Origin of the sequence: Brevibacillus sp. MS2.2 (assembly GCF_013284345.1) — a bacterium.
GTDB classification, from domain to species: domain Bacteria; phylum Bacillota; class Bacilli; order Brevibacillales; family Brevibacillaceae; genus Brevibacillus; species Brevibacillus brevis_C.
In genome coordinates, this window is record NZ_JABSUZ010000014.1 from 30,953 (window position 1) to 46,260 (window position 15,308).

A 15,308-nucleotide genomic window follows, 5' to 3' on the forward strand; every position below is an offset into this window, starting at 1 on the left:
GCTTATTACCGGAAAAAACGAGGCGCTCTCGTTTCACTTATGGTAAAAGAGAGCGCCCTAATTGTCAACCGCGATTTGTCAAATCCGGGCGTAGCTTGACTGCTTCACGCAAAAAGACGTGATGAATGTCTTTTGCTGTCTTGTCCGTATTCACATGCATCATGACACGAATACAAAGTGGCAAGCCACCCGGCACCGGGATTTCTCTTGCGCACATGAGTGGAACGTATTGCCAAGCTTCTCCTTCAAGCAGGCGGGCCGCTTGAGCAGGGAAGGTCGCACAGAGGTCCTCTGTCGTCGTGATAATGATGCTGCCAATGTCTTCGGGGTTTACTTCATTGCGGGCTACCATTTCCTCCAACAACCATTTTGTAGAGGAGACAATCTCATCGCGCGTATCGGCTTCCACCGTGACCGCGCCTCTGATTCCTCTCATTCCCATCCTTATCCCTCCACTTCTTCCCTCATGACTCCCAGTATGAGTTCATCTTCTATATTTTTGACGACTTCAACCTGCCCGATTGCCCTAGGCAACACAAAGGCCAGCTTTCCGCCTACTGTCTTTTTGTCTCGTTTCATGGCTTCCAGCACAGCTTCTGGGGAGAGATTACCTGGCCATGCCGTTGGCAGGTGGAACAGTTCCAGCATCCGTTTCGTGCGATTGTATACACCAGTCTCGGCAAAACCAATCCGTTCCGCTACCTTGGCAGCCAAACACATCCCAATTGAGATGGCTTCCCCATGATTCAGGGTCGAGTAAGCAGACAGCGCTTCAAACGCATGACCAAACGTATGACCCAAATTAAGCAATGCACGCTGCCCTTGCTCTGTCTCGTCTTGAGAAACAATAGCCGCTTTGACTGCGCAACCTTTTTCAATGGCTTTCCCTAATAATTCTGAATCGAGTTGCCATAACAAATCAGCGTTGTCTTCTAGCCAATCGACAAAGGCAGCGTCGGCGATAAGTCCATGCTTAACAACCTCTGCAAAACCTGCTGCGATTTCCCGCTTCGGTAAGCTATGCAATGCTTTCGTGTCGTAAATAACAACTTTGGGCTGATGGAAAGCACCAATAAGATTTTTGCCGAGCGGATGATTGATCGCTACTTTTCCACCAACCGAGCTATCATGTGCGAGCAAGGTAGTTGGCATTTGAACGAAATCAATGCCTCGCATGTACGTAGCAGCCACAAATCCAGCCAAGTCTCCGACGACTCCTCCACCGAGAGCCACTACAGCAGACTTTCTGTCCAGTCCGGCATCAATTGCCTCTGTCATCAATCGCTCGTAGACAGTCAGGCTCTTCGATTTTTCCCCAGCAGCGATCACAGCTGGGTGGACCTGATACCCATGCTGCCGCAACACTTCGAGCAAAGGCTCTAAGTACTGAATGGCTACATTCTCATCTGTGACAATCATCAGCTTGCTAGTAGAAGCAATTCCTGCCTCTACTAGCAACGCTGCTGCCTCGTGCAAAAGACCCTCGCCTATTACAATCTGGTAGGAACGCTCCCCCAGCTCAACAGTCAGCTTCTCTATACTCATTAGAATTTCTCCGTGTACGCACGGTATTGACGTACGTTTTCTTCCATGTCGTCAAGAGAATCAGAAGGGAATTTTTCGCACATGGCACTTGCGATCTCCCATGCTACCACTGCCTCCGCGACGACACTTGCCGCTGGAACAGCACAACTATCGGAACGCTCAATGCTCGCTGAGAATGGCTCTCTCGAGTCGATATCCACACTCATCAACGGTTTGTACAGGGTAGGGATCGGCTTCATGACACCGCGAACCACTACAGGCATTCCTGTCGTCATACCGCCTTCGAGTCCACCTGCACGATTTGTTTTACGGCTGTAGCCAGTTTCTTCGTTCCAAATAATCTCGTCATGAACCTGCGAGCCTTTCAGACCGGCTGCCTCGAACCCGATACCGATTTCGACACCTTTGAAGGCCTGAATGCTCATCATCGCTTGTGCAAGACGTCCATCCAGCTTGCGGTCCCATTGCACATGGCTACCCAAACCAATCGGTACGCCTTCAACGATAACTTCTACGGTACCACCGAGAGAATCCCCGTCTTCTTTTGCTTTGTCAATCGCCGCCATCATCAGTGGCTCTGCTTCTTTATCCAAACAGCGTACTGGCGATTCTTCTGTACGCGCAATCAGCTCTTCCAGACTTACTTCTTGTCGCTTCGCCACGATCTCGTTGATCTGAAGTACCTGGCCGCCAATACGGATGCCAAATTGTTTCAGCAATTGACGTGCGACTGCACCAACAGCTACACGGACTGTAGTCTCACGAGCGCTGGAACGCTCCAGAATATTGCGCATATCGCGTTGATGATACTTAATAGCCCCGTTTAAATCAGCATGTCCAGGGCGTGGACGGGAAACGCGACGCTTTTCTTCAGCGCCTTCCTCTACAGGCTCGGCACTCATGATTCCTTGCCAATGCGTCCAATCATTATTTTCAACGACCAGTGTGATAGGAGCTCCGGTTGTATATCCATGACGGACACCAGAAAGAATTTTCACCTGATCCTTTTCAATCTGCATTCTTCTGCCGCGGCCATGGCCTTTCTGACGACGTGCCAACTGCTCATTAATTTCCTCAATGGAAATCGGCAGGTTGCTCGGTACGCCCTCGATGATAGCTGTTAATTGCGGCCCGTGGGATTCCCCTGCTGTCAAGTAACGCATCTCTATCCTTCCTCCATCCTCCTGGCAGCCTGTATCCCCTTAAGGTTCTCTTTTCGGGGCGCTGTCCTTTATCACTTTTAAGCGCTATAATATCATACCTAGTACGCCGTGGAAATACAAAAGTGGGAAACGTCTGCGAAAAACCTTTTCTTCTTACAGGAAAACGCCCCTCCGTATTGGGAGAAGCGCTCTCTTTACGCTATCGCGAATGAATCAGGATTGACATACCTACACGTTAAGGAAACCTCTATCGTTGATAGCTCACGAAGGAGCGACCGCGTTTTAGGGAAAGTTTCCATGCGTTCCGGAATATATAAACGAAGCGTTTATATATTCCTACACGTTGAAAAAAGGATTGGGGCTCAGCGGTTTGCGAGTGTGATCCACGCGTATCAAATCATCTAGTTGTGTCCTCTCCGCCCCTAATATCTGACCACATTCCTGCAGTGTGATCAGCCCTCGACGGTATGCTTCGATGACCTTGTGTTTATCCATCTGCTGCCTCCTCTTGCAAAGTAGGTATTCCTAGTCTTGGAAAAAAACAGCAGACATATACCAAGGCCAACATGAATCAACCCATTTTTCGATAGAAGAACGTATCCTCTGTCTCCAGTTGATATTGTTGCGGCTGAAAAATTTGTTCCGTGCTGCCTACAAAGAGTACTCCACCAGGTTTCAGCGCCCGGCTAAACTTATGATACAGCTCATGCTTTGCTTCTTCGGTAAAGTATATCATCACGTTCCGGCAAATAATCAAATCAAATTGAGAATCAAATGAGTCCGCCAATAAATTATGTTTTTTGAACGTCACTTTTCTCTTCACTTCGTCCGTGATGCGATAGCTGAGTGTATCTTTTTCAAAATACTTCGCTACGAGGTCTTTCGGACAATCTTGCAGGGAGCGGTCCGTGTATACCCCTTGCTTCGCTTTTGCTAGTGCACCCTCATCAATATCGGAAGCGAGCACGGTCGCATCCATCTTCTTGCGTAGCAAAATCAGTGAGAGAGTGTACGGCTCCTCCCCTGTTGAGCATGCCGCACTCCAGCATTTCACCCGCGGCGATTGCTTCGCCAAGCGTGGCAAAATTTTATTCTCGAGAACTTCCCATCGGCCTGGATTGCGGAAAAATTCCGATACGTTGATGGTCATCCTGTCGAGGAACTCATAGAAAAGCTCCTTGTCTTTAGCGATGGCATCGAAATACTGGGCAAATGTGTTGTACCCCCGCTTTTGTCTCAACGAGGTTAGACGGCGCTTCATCTGTGCTTCCTTGTAGAGGGCAAGATCAATTCCAGTCATTTTCTTCACACTAGCAATAAATTGGAGAAAGTCCTTATCTTCCATGCTGAATCGTACCCCCTTTGCAAACTCCCTAACTTCATTCGCTATATTTCGTCATTATCCTATCTGTTTTGACAAAGATTTTGACAAAAAAAAGAAAACCCCAATAAATGGGGTCTTCTCGATCAGTCTTAGATCCAGCGTTGGATTGTTTTCTCGAAGGAGAGAACTTCTTCAGCGGAGAACCACAGGCCGATTTCACGCTCCGCGCTCTCAGGAGAGTCAGAGCCGTGGATGATGTTCATGCCAACGGAAGTAGCAAAATCGCCACGGATCGTACCGGAAGCAGCGTCTACTGGGTTTGTTTTGCCCATCATAGCGCGAGCAGTTGTGATTACGTTGTTACCTTGCCATACCATAGCGAATACTGGTCCGGAAGTGATGAAGTCTACCAGTTCACCGAAGAATGGGCGCTCTTTGTGCTCTGCATAGTGTTCTTCAGCCAGTTCGCGGCTTACTGTCATCAGCTTAGCACCTACGAGTTGGTAGCCTTTTTTCTCAAAACGGGATACGATTTCCCCGATCAGGTTGCGTTGTACGCCATCTGGTTTTACCATAAGGAATGTTTTTTCCATTGTAAGTATGCCTCCATTAGAGCTATGTATTGGTGCATAGGACACCAACGAAAATTTTATCAAAAGTAGAGTGGTCAAGCAACAGGCAGACCGTCAAAATATCATTAAAATTTGCGATCAATAATATAATTGGCGATACCTGTCAAGGATGTCTTAGCTTGGTTGTTAGGCAAATCTGCGAGAATCGCATGGGCACGGCTGATATAGCGTTCAGCAAGGCGCTGCGAAAAGGCAATACCCTCATCTTCTCGCACCATACGAACCGCTTCATCCGTATGATCCCAAAACGTATTTTGCGCGATCCATTCCTGGAATTGCGCACGTGCTTTTCCATGATGAGCGGAATAAAGCGCAGGCAACGTAATGTTTCCATGCACCAAGTCGCTTCCAGCAGGCTTTCCTAACTGCTTCTCAGTCCCTGTAAAGTCCAAAATGTCATCGGTAATTTGAAAAGCCATCCCCACGTTGTAGCCGTACCAGTACATTTTGCGAATCATATCAGCTGACGCTCCGCTTGCTACTGCTCCTAATTGGCAGCTAATGGCAATTAAAAGCGCAGTTTTTCGTTTGATTCTGCGCAAATACGTACGGAAGTTTTGGTCCCAGTTATTCAAATCCTTTACTTGCTCGATCTCTCCCTTGCAAACCTCAACGATTGCATTCGAGAGAATTTGGTGCAACTGCGGGATCGGAAGCTGAGAGGCAATGGCCAATGCCCGCGCAAAAATATAGTCGCCGGCGTACATGGCTACTTTGTTATCCCACTTCATCCGAACGGTATCTTTTCCGCGACGCTTATCCGCATCGTCAATGACATCATCATGCACCAGTGAAGCCATGTGAATCAGTTCGAGAGGAACAGCCACATGCTTTAGCTTTTTGACATCGTAATTGCCCCACTTACCGCCAAGCAAAACAAAAACGGGACGAATCCGCTTTCCTCCTGCCTTGAGTAAGTGGGTCGAAGATAGATACAGCTCTCGAACCGGCGTATCAATTGCTTTTTCCAGTTCATCTTCTATGTATTGGACATCTTTTTTCATCTTGAAGTAAATATCGACTAGATTCATCCGTTCCACCTATCTCGTCAACGTAGTATTGGTCTGTCGGCCGCCGGCTTGCCACAGATCGACGGTTGCAGGTGCCGATAGAAGTCCCAGCTCCGCTGCGCATCGGTAATAGTACTCCAGTCCAATCCGCTGAACGTCACCGAAATCGTGCTGTAATCCTTGGAAATAGTGGATCCATTGCTCTTTCTCTCCACCGAAATGTGTGTGAACGTAGTCAATCAATGGGGCTGTATTCGCTCTTGTCTTCCTTTTGCTCTCTAAAAAAGCGGCATGGACGTCCGCGATCAAATCATAATGATCGGCAATAACCGCTCGACGAAGAGCCCAAATGGCAAAGGTCATGGAATACCCCGTAAATTGATGCCACAGCTCTCCTAAGTCATAGACATGCAGGTCTTTAGCCGTGCGCTTAGCCGCAATGGCGTCATCCCCGATCAAGAGCGCTGCATCAGCGTCCTCCAACATTTCTTGCAAAATGGGTTCCTGTGTAACGTAGGAAATCTCATAATCGTAAAACTTATGGAGAATGATTTTTAAGAGGTTCACTGTGGTAGCCGATGTGTTGGTCAAGGCTATTTTGGCACCGTTTACTTGTTCAATCGGCTTTTTGCTGAACAAGAAAAGGGAGCCTACCCTTCCTTTGGCACTGACAGACAGGTCTGCCAATGCCACGTATTCGGAGGCATGCTCTGCATAGCTAAACGAAGAAATCGGTCCCAAGTCAATCGCGCCATTTGCCATTGCAGTGTTTAACTGGGCAGGAACTTGGCGGATGAATTCGATTCGGTCTTCGAATTTCGCCTGATCAAAATAGAAGTAAACCGGCAATACATTGGTATACAAAATTTGTCCAACACGCAAAGACTTTTGCATGCGTTTATTCCCCCCAACGCCGGAACAGCGAATGTGGTACATCAATTGCATCCAAAGTTTTCCCTACCACAAAATTGATCAGATCATCCATGGTTTGCGGTTTCTGATAGTAGCCTGGCATAGCAGGCAGAATTTTGACACCCAGACGGCTTAATTTGAGCATGTTCTCGAGCTGAATCGCATTGAGCGGCGTCTCTCTCGGAACGATGACCAATCGCCGACCTTCCTTGATCATGACATCAGCAACGCGCTCCAGCAAATTCCCTGATGCGCCATGTGCGATGCCAGAAACAGTCCCCATCGAGCACGGTACTACAATCATACCGTCACAGCGATAGGAACCACTGGCTGCGGGACAATTGAAATCTCGCAGTCCCCAATAATGTAGCTCACCCGAAAAGTCTAGTTGCAGCTTCTCCTGCAACAGAGCCTCTCTGTCATCCGTGTGCCAATCCAGTTCATCTCGAAATACTTGCCAGCCGGCTTCTGTAATCATCAAGTGAACGATATGTCCAGCACGTAAAAGCTCCTGGACGACTCGAACACCGTAGATAGCACCACTTGCACCCGTTATCCCGACAGCCCACTTTTGTTTGTTCATGCAATCACCAAATCAATCATCGTAAAGGTAAACATCACGACACTCAAGATGCCGTTCATATTGAAGAATGCCATATCCAGCTTGGACAGGTCTGTTGGCTTCACCAGCGTGTGTTCATAGATTAAAATTGCACCAGAAATGAGCACACCTACCAGGAACCAAATAGACAAGTCTGCGACTACATACAATGACATCAGACCAACGAAAGTAAGAACGTGGCATATGCGGGCAATCAGAAGTGCATTGGCAATTCCGAAGCGGCTCGGCATGGAATAAAGTCCTTCTTTTCGGTCAAAATCGGCGTCCTGGCACGCATAAATGATATCAAATCCTGCTGTCCAGAACATAACGGATGCAAACAATAGAAGGCCGATGCCATCTACTTGACCCGTTGTCGCTACCCAGCCACCCAACGGACCAAACCCGATGGCAACCCCGAGAACAAAGTGGCAAAGCCAAGTAAAGCGTTTCGTATAGGAATAAAGCACAAGAACAAACACAGCGAGCGGCAACAATTTCACAGCCAAATCATTTAACTGGTATGCAGCAATAAATAACACCGCAAAGGACACCACGATAAACAAAATGACTTCCACAATCGAAATAAGGCCAGCAGGAATCGCTCGTGTGACCGTCCGAGGATTTTTCGCATCAATCACCCGGTCGATGACACGGTTTAAGGACATCGCTGCACTGCGAGCGCCCACCATTGCTACCGTCACCCAAAAAATTTCCGACCAGGTAGGCCATGCATTCTCTACCACAATACTTCCCAAAACAGCTCCCATAAAAGCAAAAGGCAGGGCAAAAAGGGAGTGCTCAAATTTAATCATTTCCAAGATGATTTTTAATTTACGTAGACCCATCTATGACACTTCCTATCTCGTGAAGAAATACCGGTTTACTCCCCATATACGCATTTGGCGCCATCGTATTCGTCAACCTATGGCTTTGTGCCCATATGCAAAGCGGATACGCCGCCCATAAACAATTTGACCTGAACCGGGTCCAAGCCTGCTTTCTGAAACATGCTTGCCAGCTCGCGACTGTCCGGAAAATTGGTCAGGGATTGTGGCAGCCATGCATACTCTTCGTACTTGTTGACTGTCAGCTTCGCGATAAATGGCAAGATTTTGTAGAAGTATAAGTAAAATAGCTTCCGGTACGGAATGAATGGGGGCTTGGACACTTCCAGAGAAACGACTTTACCGCCCGGTTTCACAACACGTGCCATTTCATTCAAAACCTGCTGAACATCGGGTACATTGCGCAAGGCAAAACCGATTGTCACAAAGTCGAATGTATTATCCTCGTAAGGCAGATTCATTGCATCTGCGTTCACTAGCTTTACATTGTTGCCAACACCTGCGTTCGCCACTTTATATGCCCCTACATCCAGCATGTTTTGGCTAAAATCAAGACCAACAACACTGCCTTCTTTACCGACTGCCTTGGCCAATGCAATGGTCCAGTCTGCTGTACCACAAGCAACATCCAACGCCGTATGCCCTGGCTGGATATTCATCTGCTTCATCGTGTAATTACGCCAAGCAATATGACTGCCAAAGCTGATTACATTATTCATTTTATCGTAATCGTTTGCAATGCTCTCGAAAACGGAGTGAACGTACTCTGCTTTCTCATTCATCTGTGTCTGGTTCACTTGGCTACATCTCCTCAATTACCTTCTTCAAGCGACTGATCCGATGGGAGTACCGTGCCGTAATGGATGCAAGCATGTTTCGCGTCTCTGCCGGATGCAGCGTACGCACCATTTGCTCACACAATCCGATTAATTCGATAGCTTTCCCCTCAACGCCAGACAAAACTTGCGCGAGTGTAGCCCCGGGTTTTTGCAACAAAAAACGGGCAAAACCAAAAGGGACTTGTTCTTGCCATTTGAGCTGCTCCCACTCTCCGATTACACTCTCTACTTTGGCTGTTTCCTTCATCAGATCGCTCCAGAAACGACGGCGATCAGCTGAATCGGCATACTCCTCTACAACAGCCACGTATAAGCCCGTATCAATCGTATTTCGCAGTTCCCAGTACTCTTCATCTGATAAAATCTTGCTATCTCGCCCAGCGATGTAGAGTCTCATTTTCGCTTCGTTCACTCGTTGAATGGCTGCCGACAACACTTGAATGGCTTGGATTTCACCCGCTGAAGCCAGAAGGTGATAATAGCGACTGCTGTAATAATCACCTGCAAGTACGGTCAACTGTCGGTTTCGCTCCGCGTTCTGCGAGGAGTCGTACTCATTTTTCACGAGCTCATGCGTGTCCAGTCCCAATTGGACAAGTCCTGTTGCTGTACATAAAACCGAAGCCTTTTCCTTCGGCATACCTTGTTCCAGCAAAAAAAGGTATAACAGCTCTAGACGATTTTCCGCCATGGAAGGAACGTCAACATAATGTTCTACATAGGAATGGGTGATTCTCTTGTAGATTTGTTCGATAATGGACCGAACCTCTTCTACATTCGGGGAAAGTTCTTTGCTCATGCGTCCTCCTCCACAAGCTGCACAACCTATAGATGTCTGCCTGTTCCGTACTGTTCCTTACTCTTCGGTCTTCCTCTGCCGTCCGGTCAAAAGGCCGTCTCTACTATCATACCATACTTCTTCCATCAGGGACTAATTCGCTCATAAAAATACGGCTCGATTCGAATGGGAAATGTACTGCTTACAAAGGACTGGATATCTGAAGGATCGGTCAATGGTTTGTCTTGTCCTGCGAGATTTCCGGTTGTCGATTGTATGGCAATCAATAATCTCGATTCTTTTGGTGGATCCGTTTCCTCCAACAAGCGATAGTACACGGGCCCGACATTGTCTGTATAGGTACGCAAATCGTATGTCAAACGGTAAAAATCTTGATAGACGGTGTTTAACTCTACTTTTTCGGCTGGTTTCACCGCAAAATCGACATAGATCGATGGGTTTTCCCATTTTATACGCTTAATATTATAATGTGTCGACATCCTTGTAAACAAATCAAGGGCATTTTGCTCGCTTAAGTGAATGGCACGTGCCGACTGAAATGTCGGTATATCCGCTTGCATCCACTGATTTGTGGGAACGAGCGACAGCATCAGAGCCAAGAAAGTGGAAACAGCAATCGCCATCAACAATTGGCGCGGCATAGACATCCCTCCTCTCCTCCATTGTACAAACAAAAAAAGCAGGCTATGCCTGCTTCTTAGTAAAACGACTTGTTCTTTATTCAGTCGTATCCACGACGCCATGCTGCGAGTAAATCACTGCTTTCCCTCGCACCTTAATCGCAGAGGTGTGCTCCGTGAATTGAAAAATCATGACTTCGCCTTTATCGAGCTTCTCTGTATGATGAAAACGCGTATCAGAGCCTCTTGTTAATCCGATCACATGAACGCCATTTTCCTTCGCTTTGACTACGAAATAATCCTGATTGAATCCCGATGGTTGTGCCAATGTGTTTCCTCCTGACCAATACGGTATGCGCGTACGTCTAGTATGATGCCCCTTCTGACCCCAGTCGGCTCATGATCTTGTCTACATAGCGCTGTGTCTCTTGCGGCAATTGGTCAAACTTCGCTTCAAGCTCGTCATCACTGCTGATTCCCAGACGACTCATCCGACCTGGACCAGCATTGTAAGCAGCAAGTGCTACTTTTACATCTCCATCATAACGATCCAAAAGCGACTTCAAATATTTTGTTCCACCTTCAAGGTTTTCATCAGGGTCGTATACATTGCGGACTTGCATGGCTTTTGCCGTATTGTCCATCAACTGCATCAAGCCCTTCGCCCCTGCGTGAGATTCTACATTCGGATTGAAATTGGATTCAGCCCTGACGACCTCTCTCACCAGATCAGCGTCCACTCCGATCGCTTTCGCTGTCTCATCAATCTTGTCCAAGATTTCCGGGGTAGGAACAGATGGCCCTTTTGCAAAAGACAGGGACTGCTCATTTTGAATATGGGCAGGGATCTTCCAGTTCCTGGAACCATCTAGCTTGGCCAAAATCTCCTGCGAACTGATAACCCGCTGGCCGTTTGTTGCTAACTGGGACTGCAGGATGTCCGAGAAGAGCCCCTCGTCTCCATACGAAAGCGAAGAGGCGTCATAGGTTTGCGGCAATGTTTGCAAATATGGTTGAAGTGATACAGGCACCTTCATAGCTTTGAACAACCCTTCCCTAGCATGTCTACCTATCATTATAAAAAAGAAAGATCAGGAAGCCAATAGCAAAATGGCACTACTTGGGAGAGTAGGCATTTTACATAAAAAAGAAGCCTTTGCTCAAGGCTTCTAATCGTTATATGCAGATGGTCGGAATGCAGGGATTCGAACCCTGGACCTCACCCACCCCAAGGGTGCGCGCTACCGGGCTGCGCCACATCCCGACTGTACATCCGTACTATACAATATTTTACCTATAGAGTCAATATAATTTCCTTATTCTTGCATTTTGATCAGCGAATCAAGCTAAATACTTCTGCACGGGCAGCCGCATCTTTCTCAAACATCCCACGAACAGCAGAAGTAATTGTTTTCGAGCCTGGCTTTTTCACACCACGCATCGTCATGCACATATGCTCTGCTTCTACAACCACGACCACGCCATGTGGATCGAGCTTGCGCATAATCGCGTCAGCTACTGTTGCGGTAATTCGTTCTTGCAACTGGGGACGTTTTGCTACGGTATCAACCGCACGCGCCAGTTTACTCAATCCTACTACACGGCCTCCACGCGGTACATAAGCGACATGCGCTTTTCCGAAGAAGGGAACCAAGTGATGCTCACACATGGAGTAAAACGGAATGTCCTTCACTAGAACCATTTCCTCATGATCTTCACTAAAGACAGTCTCGAAATACTGCTCTTCGTCTATATGCATGCCCTCAAATACTTCGGCGTACATTTTCGCAACTCGCTTAGGGGTATCCAGCACTCCTTCACGATTAGGATCATCCCCCACTGCCTCTAGGATCATGCGAACAGCTTGCTGTATTTTATCTAAGTCGACGTTCATCATTGTACCTCCTACGTAACGGCATATGCCTTGTTTCTCATCACTAAGGTCTGCCTGCTCGCAATCAAAGCCAATCTTACCATATCGTTTAAAAAAAGACAAAAAGATATACCAGAATTTCCATAGGCAAACTGTATATACACAGAAAAAAACCCACATTTTAGCAATGTGGATTTTTTTATGTAAGTGCTTCGTTCTCAAAAGAAACAACTACTTGATGGAGTCTTTGAGTTGTTTACCTGGTTTAAACGCAGGTACTTTGCTGGAAGCGATTTCGATCTCTTCACCAGTTTGTGGGTTACGACCTTTACGAGCCGCACGTTCACGAACTTCGAAGTTACCAAAGCCGATCAGTTGGACTTTGTCACCAGTTTTCAATGCATCTGCAATTGCGTCAAGAACTGCATCAACTGCTTTTGTTGCATCTTTCTTGGTGAGTTCTGTGGTTTCAGCCACTTTTGCAATCAGTTCTGTTTTGTTCATTTTATTCACCTCCCCTCAAAGAACACCAAGTCCTAGCTATTATTTTTCTTAACCGAAACGAAGCGTTTTATACACGAATGGTTGTTTTTACCGATCTGACAAGCTTATAGTAATACACCGATTTCTTAAATTCAAGCCCCTCCTGTCGAAATTGAACGAAATACAAGAAAAAAAGGCATCTCGTCATGTCAGATGCCTTCCCTATATTTGTTGTTTATAGGACTTTAGAACTATTTATTAGAGTATGATCGCTATCAGGCCACCCGATCCCTCGTTGATGATTCGACCCAAAGTCTCCTGTAATTTGTACCTGGCGTTGTCTGGCATCATGGTAATTTTTGCCTGAATACCCTCTCTTACGATGGAATGGAGCGAGCGTCCAAAAATATCGGAGTTCCAGATGGAAAGCGGATCTTTGTCAAAATCTTGCATCAGATAACGGACAAGCTCCTCACTCTGCTTCTCTGTTCCGATAATCGGAGCAAATTCAGACTCGACATCCACCCGAATCATGTGAATAGACGGTGCTGTTGCTTTGAGCCTGACTCCAAAGCGCGGTCCCTGGCGGATTAGTTCAGGTTCGTCCAAGGTCATTTCATGCAACGACGGGGCTGCTATACCGTAGCCCGTACTTCGGACCATGTGCAATGCTTCCGCTACCTGATCAAACTCGCGCTTGGCGTGTGCGAATTCCTGCATGATTTTCAGCAAGTGATCCTTGCCATTTATCTCTACACCGACAATTTCCATCAAGATGCGGTCATACAGTTCATCTGGCGCGTAGAGGTCAATCTCTGCAATCCCTTGCCCCATGTGCATACCAGCAAGGGAGGCTTTCTCTACAAAGTCATAGTCATTGAAGAAGCCGACGACACGGTCCACATCGCGTAACCGGCGGATGTCCTGCACGGTCTCTCGTACAGCTTCCTCGTAGTTCTGACGCAGCCAGTGCCCGTTTTCCAGCACCATTACCCAGCTCGGCAGATTTACATTTACTTCATGAACTGGGAATTCAAACAGGACCTCTCTCATGAGGAGCAAGATTTCCTGCTCTGTCATATGATCAACCGACAAGGCAACGACTGGTACATCGTATTTTTCCTGGAGCTGTACACGCAGGTTTTGTGCTTCGTCGGAGCGCGGACGCGTCGAGTTTACAACGATCACGAACGGTTTTCCGACTTCCTTCAGCTCGTTTACAACCCGCTCCTCTGCATCGATGTATCCTACACGCGGGATTTCCGCGATGCTGCCATCCGTTGTCACAACGATCCCGATGGTTGAGTGTTCCTGGATAACCTTGCGTGTCCCGACTTCGGCCGCTTCCTCAAATGGTACAGGCTCTTCATACCAAGGTGTATTTACCATTCTTGGGCCATTGTCGTCTTCAAAGCCCTTTGCCCCTTGCACCGTATAGCCAACGCAGTCAACGAGGCGGACATTGATGCTGAGTCCTTCTGTCACATGTACGTTTACGGCCTGATTCGGAACAAATTTGGGTTCGGTTGTCATGATTGTTCGTCCTGAAGCGCTCTGCGGCAACTCGTCTGTCGCTCGTATCCGCTCCGCTTCAGAGTTGATATTCGGAATGACAACTTGCTCCATAAACCGCTTGATAAAGGTCGACTTTCCCGTACGAACAGGGCCTACCACTCCGAGGTAGATGTCTCCGCCCGTCCGTTCGGCAATGTCTTTAAAGATGTCGACTCGTTCCACCATCGATGACCTCCTTCTATTTGTCTATTTTTACACTATGACCGATTTTCCGAATTATCCCTGACCGCCAGTATTTTCGTAGGGAATCTCGTACTAGTTTTGTGGACAGTACAAATATATGTATTTTTGCGTTAACTAGAACAAAAAAAACGACCCTGCGCAGAGTCGTTTTTCGTGAAGTTAATTTAGTTTGAGAAGCTTCGGTTCACCATCGACCATTTCATAGGGAAACGATTTCGCGGGTACGAACATGGAATTGCGCGCCAGCACGTATCGCGGGTCTGTTTTTTCTGGCACGGTTACTTTTGTATCCCGAAGCAATTGCGCGATATCCGAAGCATAATCAATCCCGACTTGTCCTTCAGCGTTCATGACTAGTGGCAATAAGTAAGTCCCCATCGTGGACGGCACCTGCCACGCTTTTAACCCGAGCCGCTCATGATCGATGGAATAGTATCCATTCCCCAGGTCAGCGAGAACAGGCAGCTTTTCGAAATGTCCCTTGTAACGGTCTACCTCGCTCTGTACATCTGCTACTGTACTGACAGCAGTCAAATGAATGAGCTTCACTGTCGGCTTTGTATCTACGTCAATCAGGACGTACTTATATACACCACCTTTTTCAAATGCGTTCCCAGGTACATCCGGCATGTATTTAGGTATCATCTTGCGGAAATCAATCTCGTATTTCTCAAAAATAGGAGTATCGAGGGATTTCGTTACGATTGGCAACACTGCTGTGTCTTTTTGGAATTGCTCAATCGCTTTTTGTGTTGCTTCTACAAAAAAAGTACTAGGAATTTGATTCTCTGCTCTGCGCTCATCCGGGTACAAGCATCCGGATAAAAGGGAAGACAGAATCGTCAAACTGATCACCAGCTTGAACGATTTTCGCCACGATTGCCACATCTTATGTATACAC

Annotated in this window: 19 protein-coding genes and 1 tRNA gene; all 20 read right to left on the reverse strand. The window is 47.2% G+C overall.

What is annotated here, in order from left to right:
- Positions 1 to 64: 64 nt before the first annotated feature.
- The 20 genes from aroH to HP568_RS14905 all read right to left on the reverse strand — a co-directional run bounded on the left by aroH (position 65) and on the right by HP568_RS14905 (position 15,295).
- Positions 65 to 442, reverse strand: coding sequence for a chorismate mutase (gene aroH / locus HP568_RS14810; RefSeq protein ID WP_173629478.1), 378 nt, complete (start codon positions 440 to 442; stop codon positions 65 to 67).
- 2 nt (positions 443 to 444) lie between these two features.
- Positions 445 to 1,545: a 3-dehydroquinate synthase gene (aroB, locus tag HP568_RS14815; RefSeq protein ID WP_048032641.1), complete on the reverse strand. Its 1,101-nt coding sequence runs from the start codon at positions 1,543 to 1,545 to the stop codon at positions 445 to 447.
- Positions 1,545 to 2,708, reverse strand: coding sequence for a chorismate synthase (gene aroC, locus HP568_RS14820; RefSeq protein ID WP_048032640.1), 1,164 nt, complete (start codon positions 2,706 to 2,708; stop codon positions 1,545 to 1,547). The genes aroB and aroC overlap by 1 nt, the downstream gene beginning before the upstream one ends.
- A 336-nt stretch (positions 2,709 to 3,044) precedes the next feature.
- Positions 3,045 to 3,203 carry a hypothetical protein gene (locus HP568_RS14825; RefSeq protein WP_007716564.1) on the reverse strand — a complete coding sequence of 53 codons (159 nt, stop codon included), beginning with the start codon at positions 3,201 to 3,203 and terminating at the stop codon, positions 3,045 to 3,047.
- Between the two features lie 76 nt (positions 3,204 to 3,279).
- Positions 3,280 to 4,053: a CheR family methyltransferase gene (locus HP568_RS14830; protein ID WP_048032639.1), complete on the reverse strand. Its 774-nt coding sequence runs from the start codon at positions 4,051 to 4,053 to the stop codon at positions 3,280 to 3,282.
- Between the two features lie 128 nt (positions 4,054 to 4,181).
- Positions 4,182 to 4,625, reverse strand: coding sequence for a nucleoside-diphosphate kinase (gene ndk, locus HP568_RS14835; RefSeq protein ID WP_007716560.1), 444 nt, complete (start codon positions 4,623 to 4,625; stop codon positions 4,182 to 4,184).
- Positions 4,626 to 4,729: 104 nt separating this feature from the next.
- A complete protein-coding gene (locus HP568_RS14840; RefSeq protein WP_048032638.1) occupies positions 4,730 to 5,695 on the reverse strand; it encodes a polyprenyl synthetase family protein in 966 nt (321 codons plus the stop codon).
- A 9-nt stretch (positions 5,696 to 5,704) separates the two neighbouring features.
- Entirely contained in the window at positions 5,705 to 6,568 is an 864-nt protein-coding gene (locus HP568_RS14845) for a menaquinone biosynthesis protein (RefSeq protein WP_173629479.1), read from the reverse strand.
- Positions 6,569 to 6,572: 4 nt separating this feature from the next.
- Positions 6,573 to 7,169, reverse strand: coding sequence for a UbiX family flavin prenyltransferase (locus HP568_RS14850; protein WP_007716550.1), 597 nt, complete (start codon positions 7,167 to 7,169; stop codon positions 6,573 to 6,575).
- Complete coding sequence (locus tag HP568_RS14855; RefSeq protein ID WP_048032636.1) at positions 7,166 to 8,035, reverse strand: UbiA-like polyprenyltransferase; 870 nt, start codon at positions 8,033 to 8,035, stop codon at positions 7,166 to 7,168. Before HP568_RS14855 ends, HP568_RS14850 begins: the two co-directional genes overlap by 4 nt.
- A gap of 77 nt (positions 8,036 to 8,112) precedes the next feature.
- A complete protein-coding gene (locus HP568_RS14860; RefSeq protein WP_048032635.1) occupies positions 8,113 to 8,832 on the reverse strand; it encodes a demethylmenaquinone methyltransferase in 720 nt (239 codons plus the stop codon).
- Between the two features lie 4 nt (positions 8,833 to 8,836).
- On the reverse strand, positions 8,837 to 9,673 hold the full coding sequence (locus HP568_RS14865) for a heptaprenyl diphosphate synthase component 1 (protein ID WP_048032634.1): 837 nt from the start codon (positions 9,671 to 9,673) through the stop codon (positions 8,837 to 8,839).
- Positions 9,674 to 9,798: 125 nt separating this feature from the next.
- The gene (locus HP568_RS14870) at positions 9,799 to 10,314 is read right to left on the reverse strand and encodes a hypothetical protein (RefSeq protein WP_173629480.1); all 516 of its coding nucleotides are present in this window, start codon (positions 10,312 to 10,314) and stop codon (positions 9,799 to 9,801) included.
- A gap of 76 nt (positions 10,315 to 10,390) precedes the next feature.
- The gene (gene mtrB, locus HP568_RS14875; protein WP_047068979.1) at positions 10,391 to 10,621 is read right to left on the reverse strand and encodes a trp RNA-binding attenuation protein MtrB; all 231 of its coding nucleotides are present in this window, start codon (positions 10,619 to 10,621) and stop codon (positions 10,391 to 10,393) included.
- A gap of 37 nt (positions 10,622 to 10,658) precedes the next feature.
- The gene (locus tag HP568_RS14880; protein ID WP_173629481.1) at positions 10,659 to 11,369 is read right to left on the reverse strand and encodes a lytic transglycosylase domain-containing protein; all 711 of its coding nucleotides are present in this window, start codon (positions 11,367 to 11,369) and stop codon (positions 10,659 to 10,661) included.
- Between the two features lie 111 nt (positions 11,370 to 11,480).
- A tRNA-Pro gene (locus HP568_RS14885) sits at positions 11,481 to 11,557 on the reverse strand.
- Positions 11,558 to 11,626: 69 nt separating this feature from the next.
- Positions 11,627 to 12,190, reverse strand: coding sequence for a GTP cyclohydrolase I FolE (gene folE / locus HP568_RS14890; protein ID WP_173629482.1), 564 nt, complete (start codon positions 12,188 to 12,190; stop codon positions 11,627 to 11,629).
- 207 nt (positions 12,191 to 12,397) lie between these two features.
- Entirely contained in the window at positions 12,398 to 12,670 is a 273-nt protein-coding gene (locus HP568_RS14895; RefSeq protein ID WP_005831316.1) for an HU family DNA-binding protein, read from the reverse strand.
- Between the two features lie 237 nt (positions 12,671 to 12,907).
- Positions 12,908 to 14,386 (reverse strand): stage IV sporulation protein A, encoded by a 1,479-nt coding sequence (gene spoIVA / locus HP568_RS14900; RefSeq protein WP_039960052.1) that lies wholly within the window; start codon positions 14,384 to 14,386, stop codon positions 12,908 to 12,910.
- Between the two features lie 180 nt (positions 14,387 to 14,566).
- Entirely contained in the window at positions 14,567 to 15,295 is a 729-nt protein-coding gene (locus tag HP568_RS14905; protein ID WP_056492770.1) for a hypothetical protein, read from the reverse strand.
- Between the last annotated feature and the right edge of the window lie 13 nt (positions 15,296 to 15,308).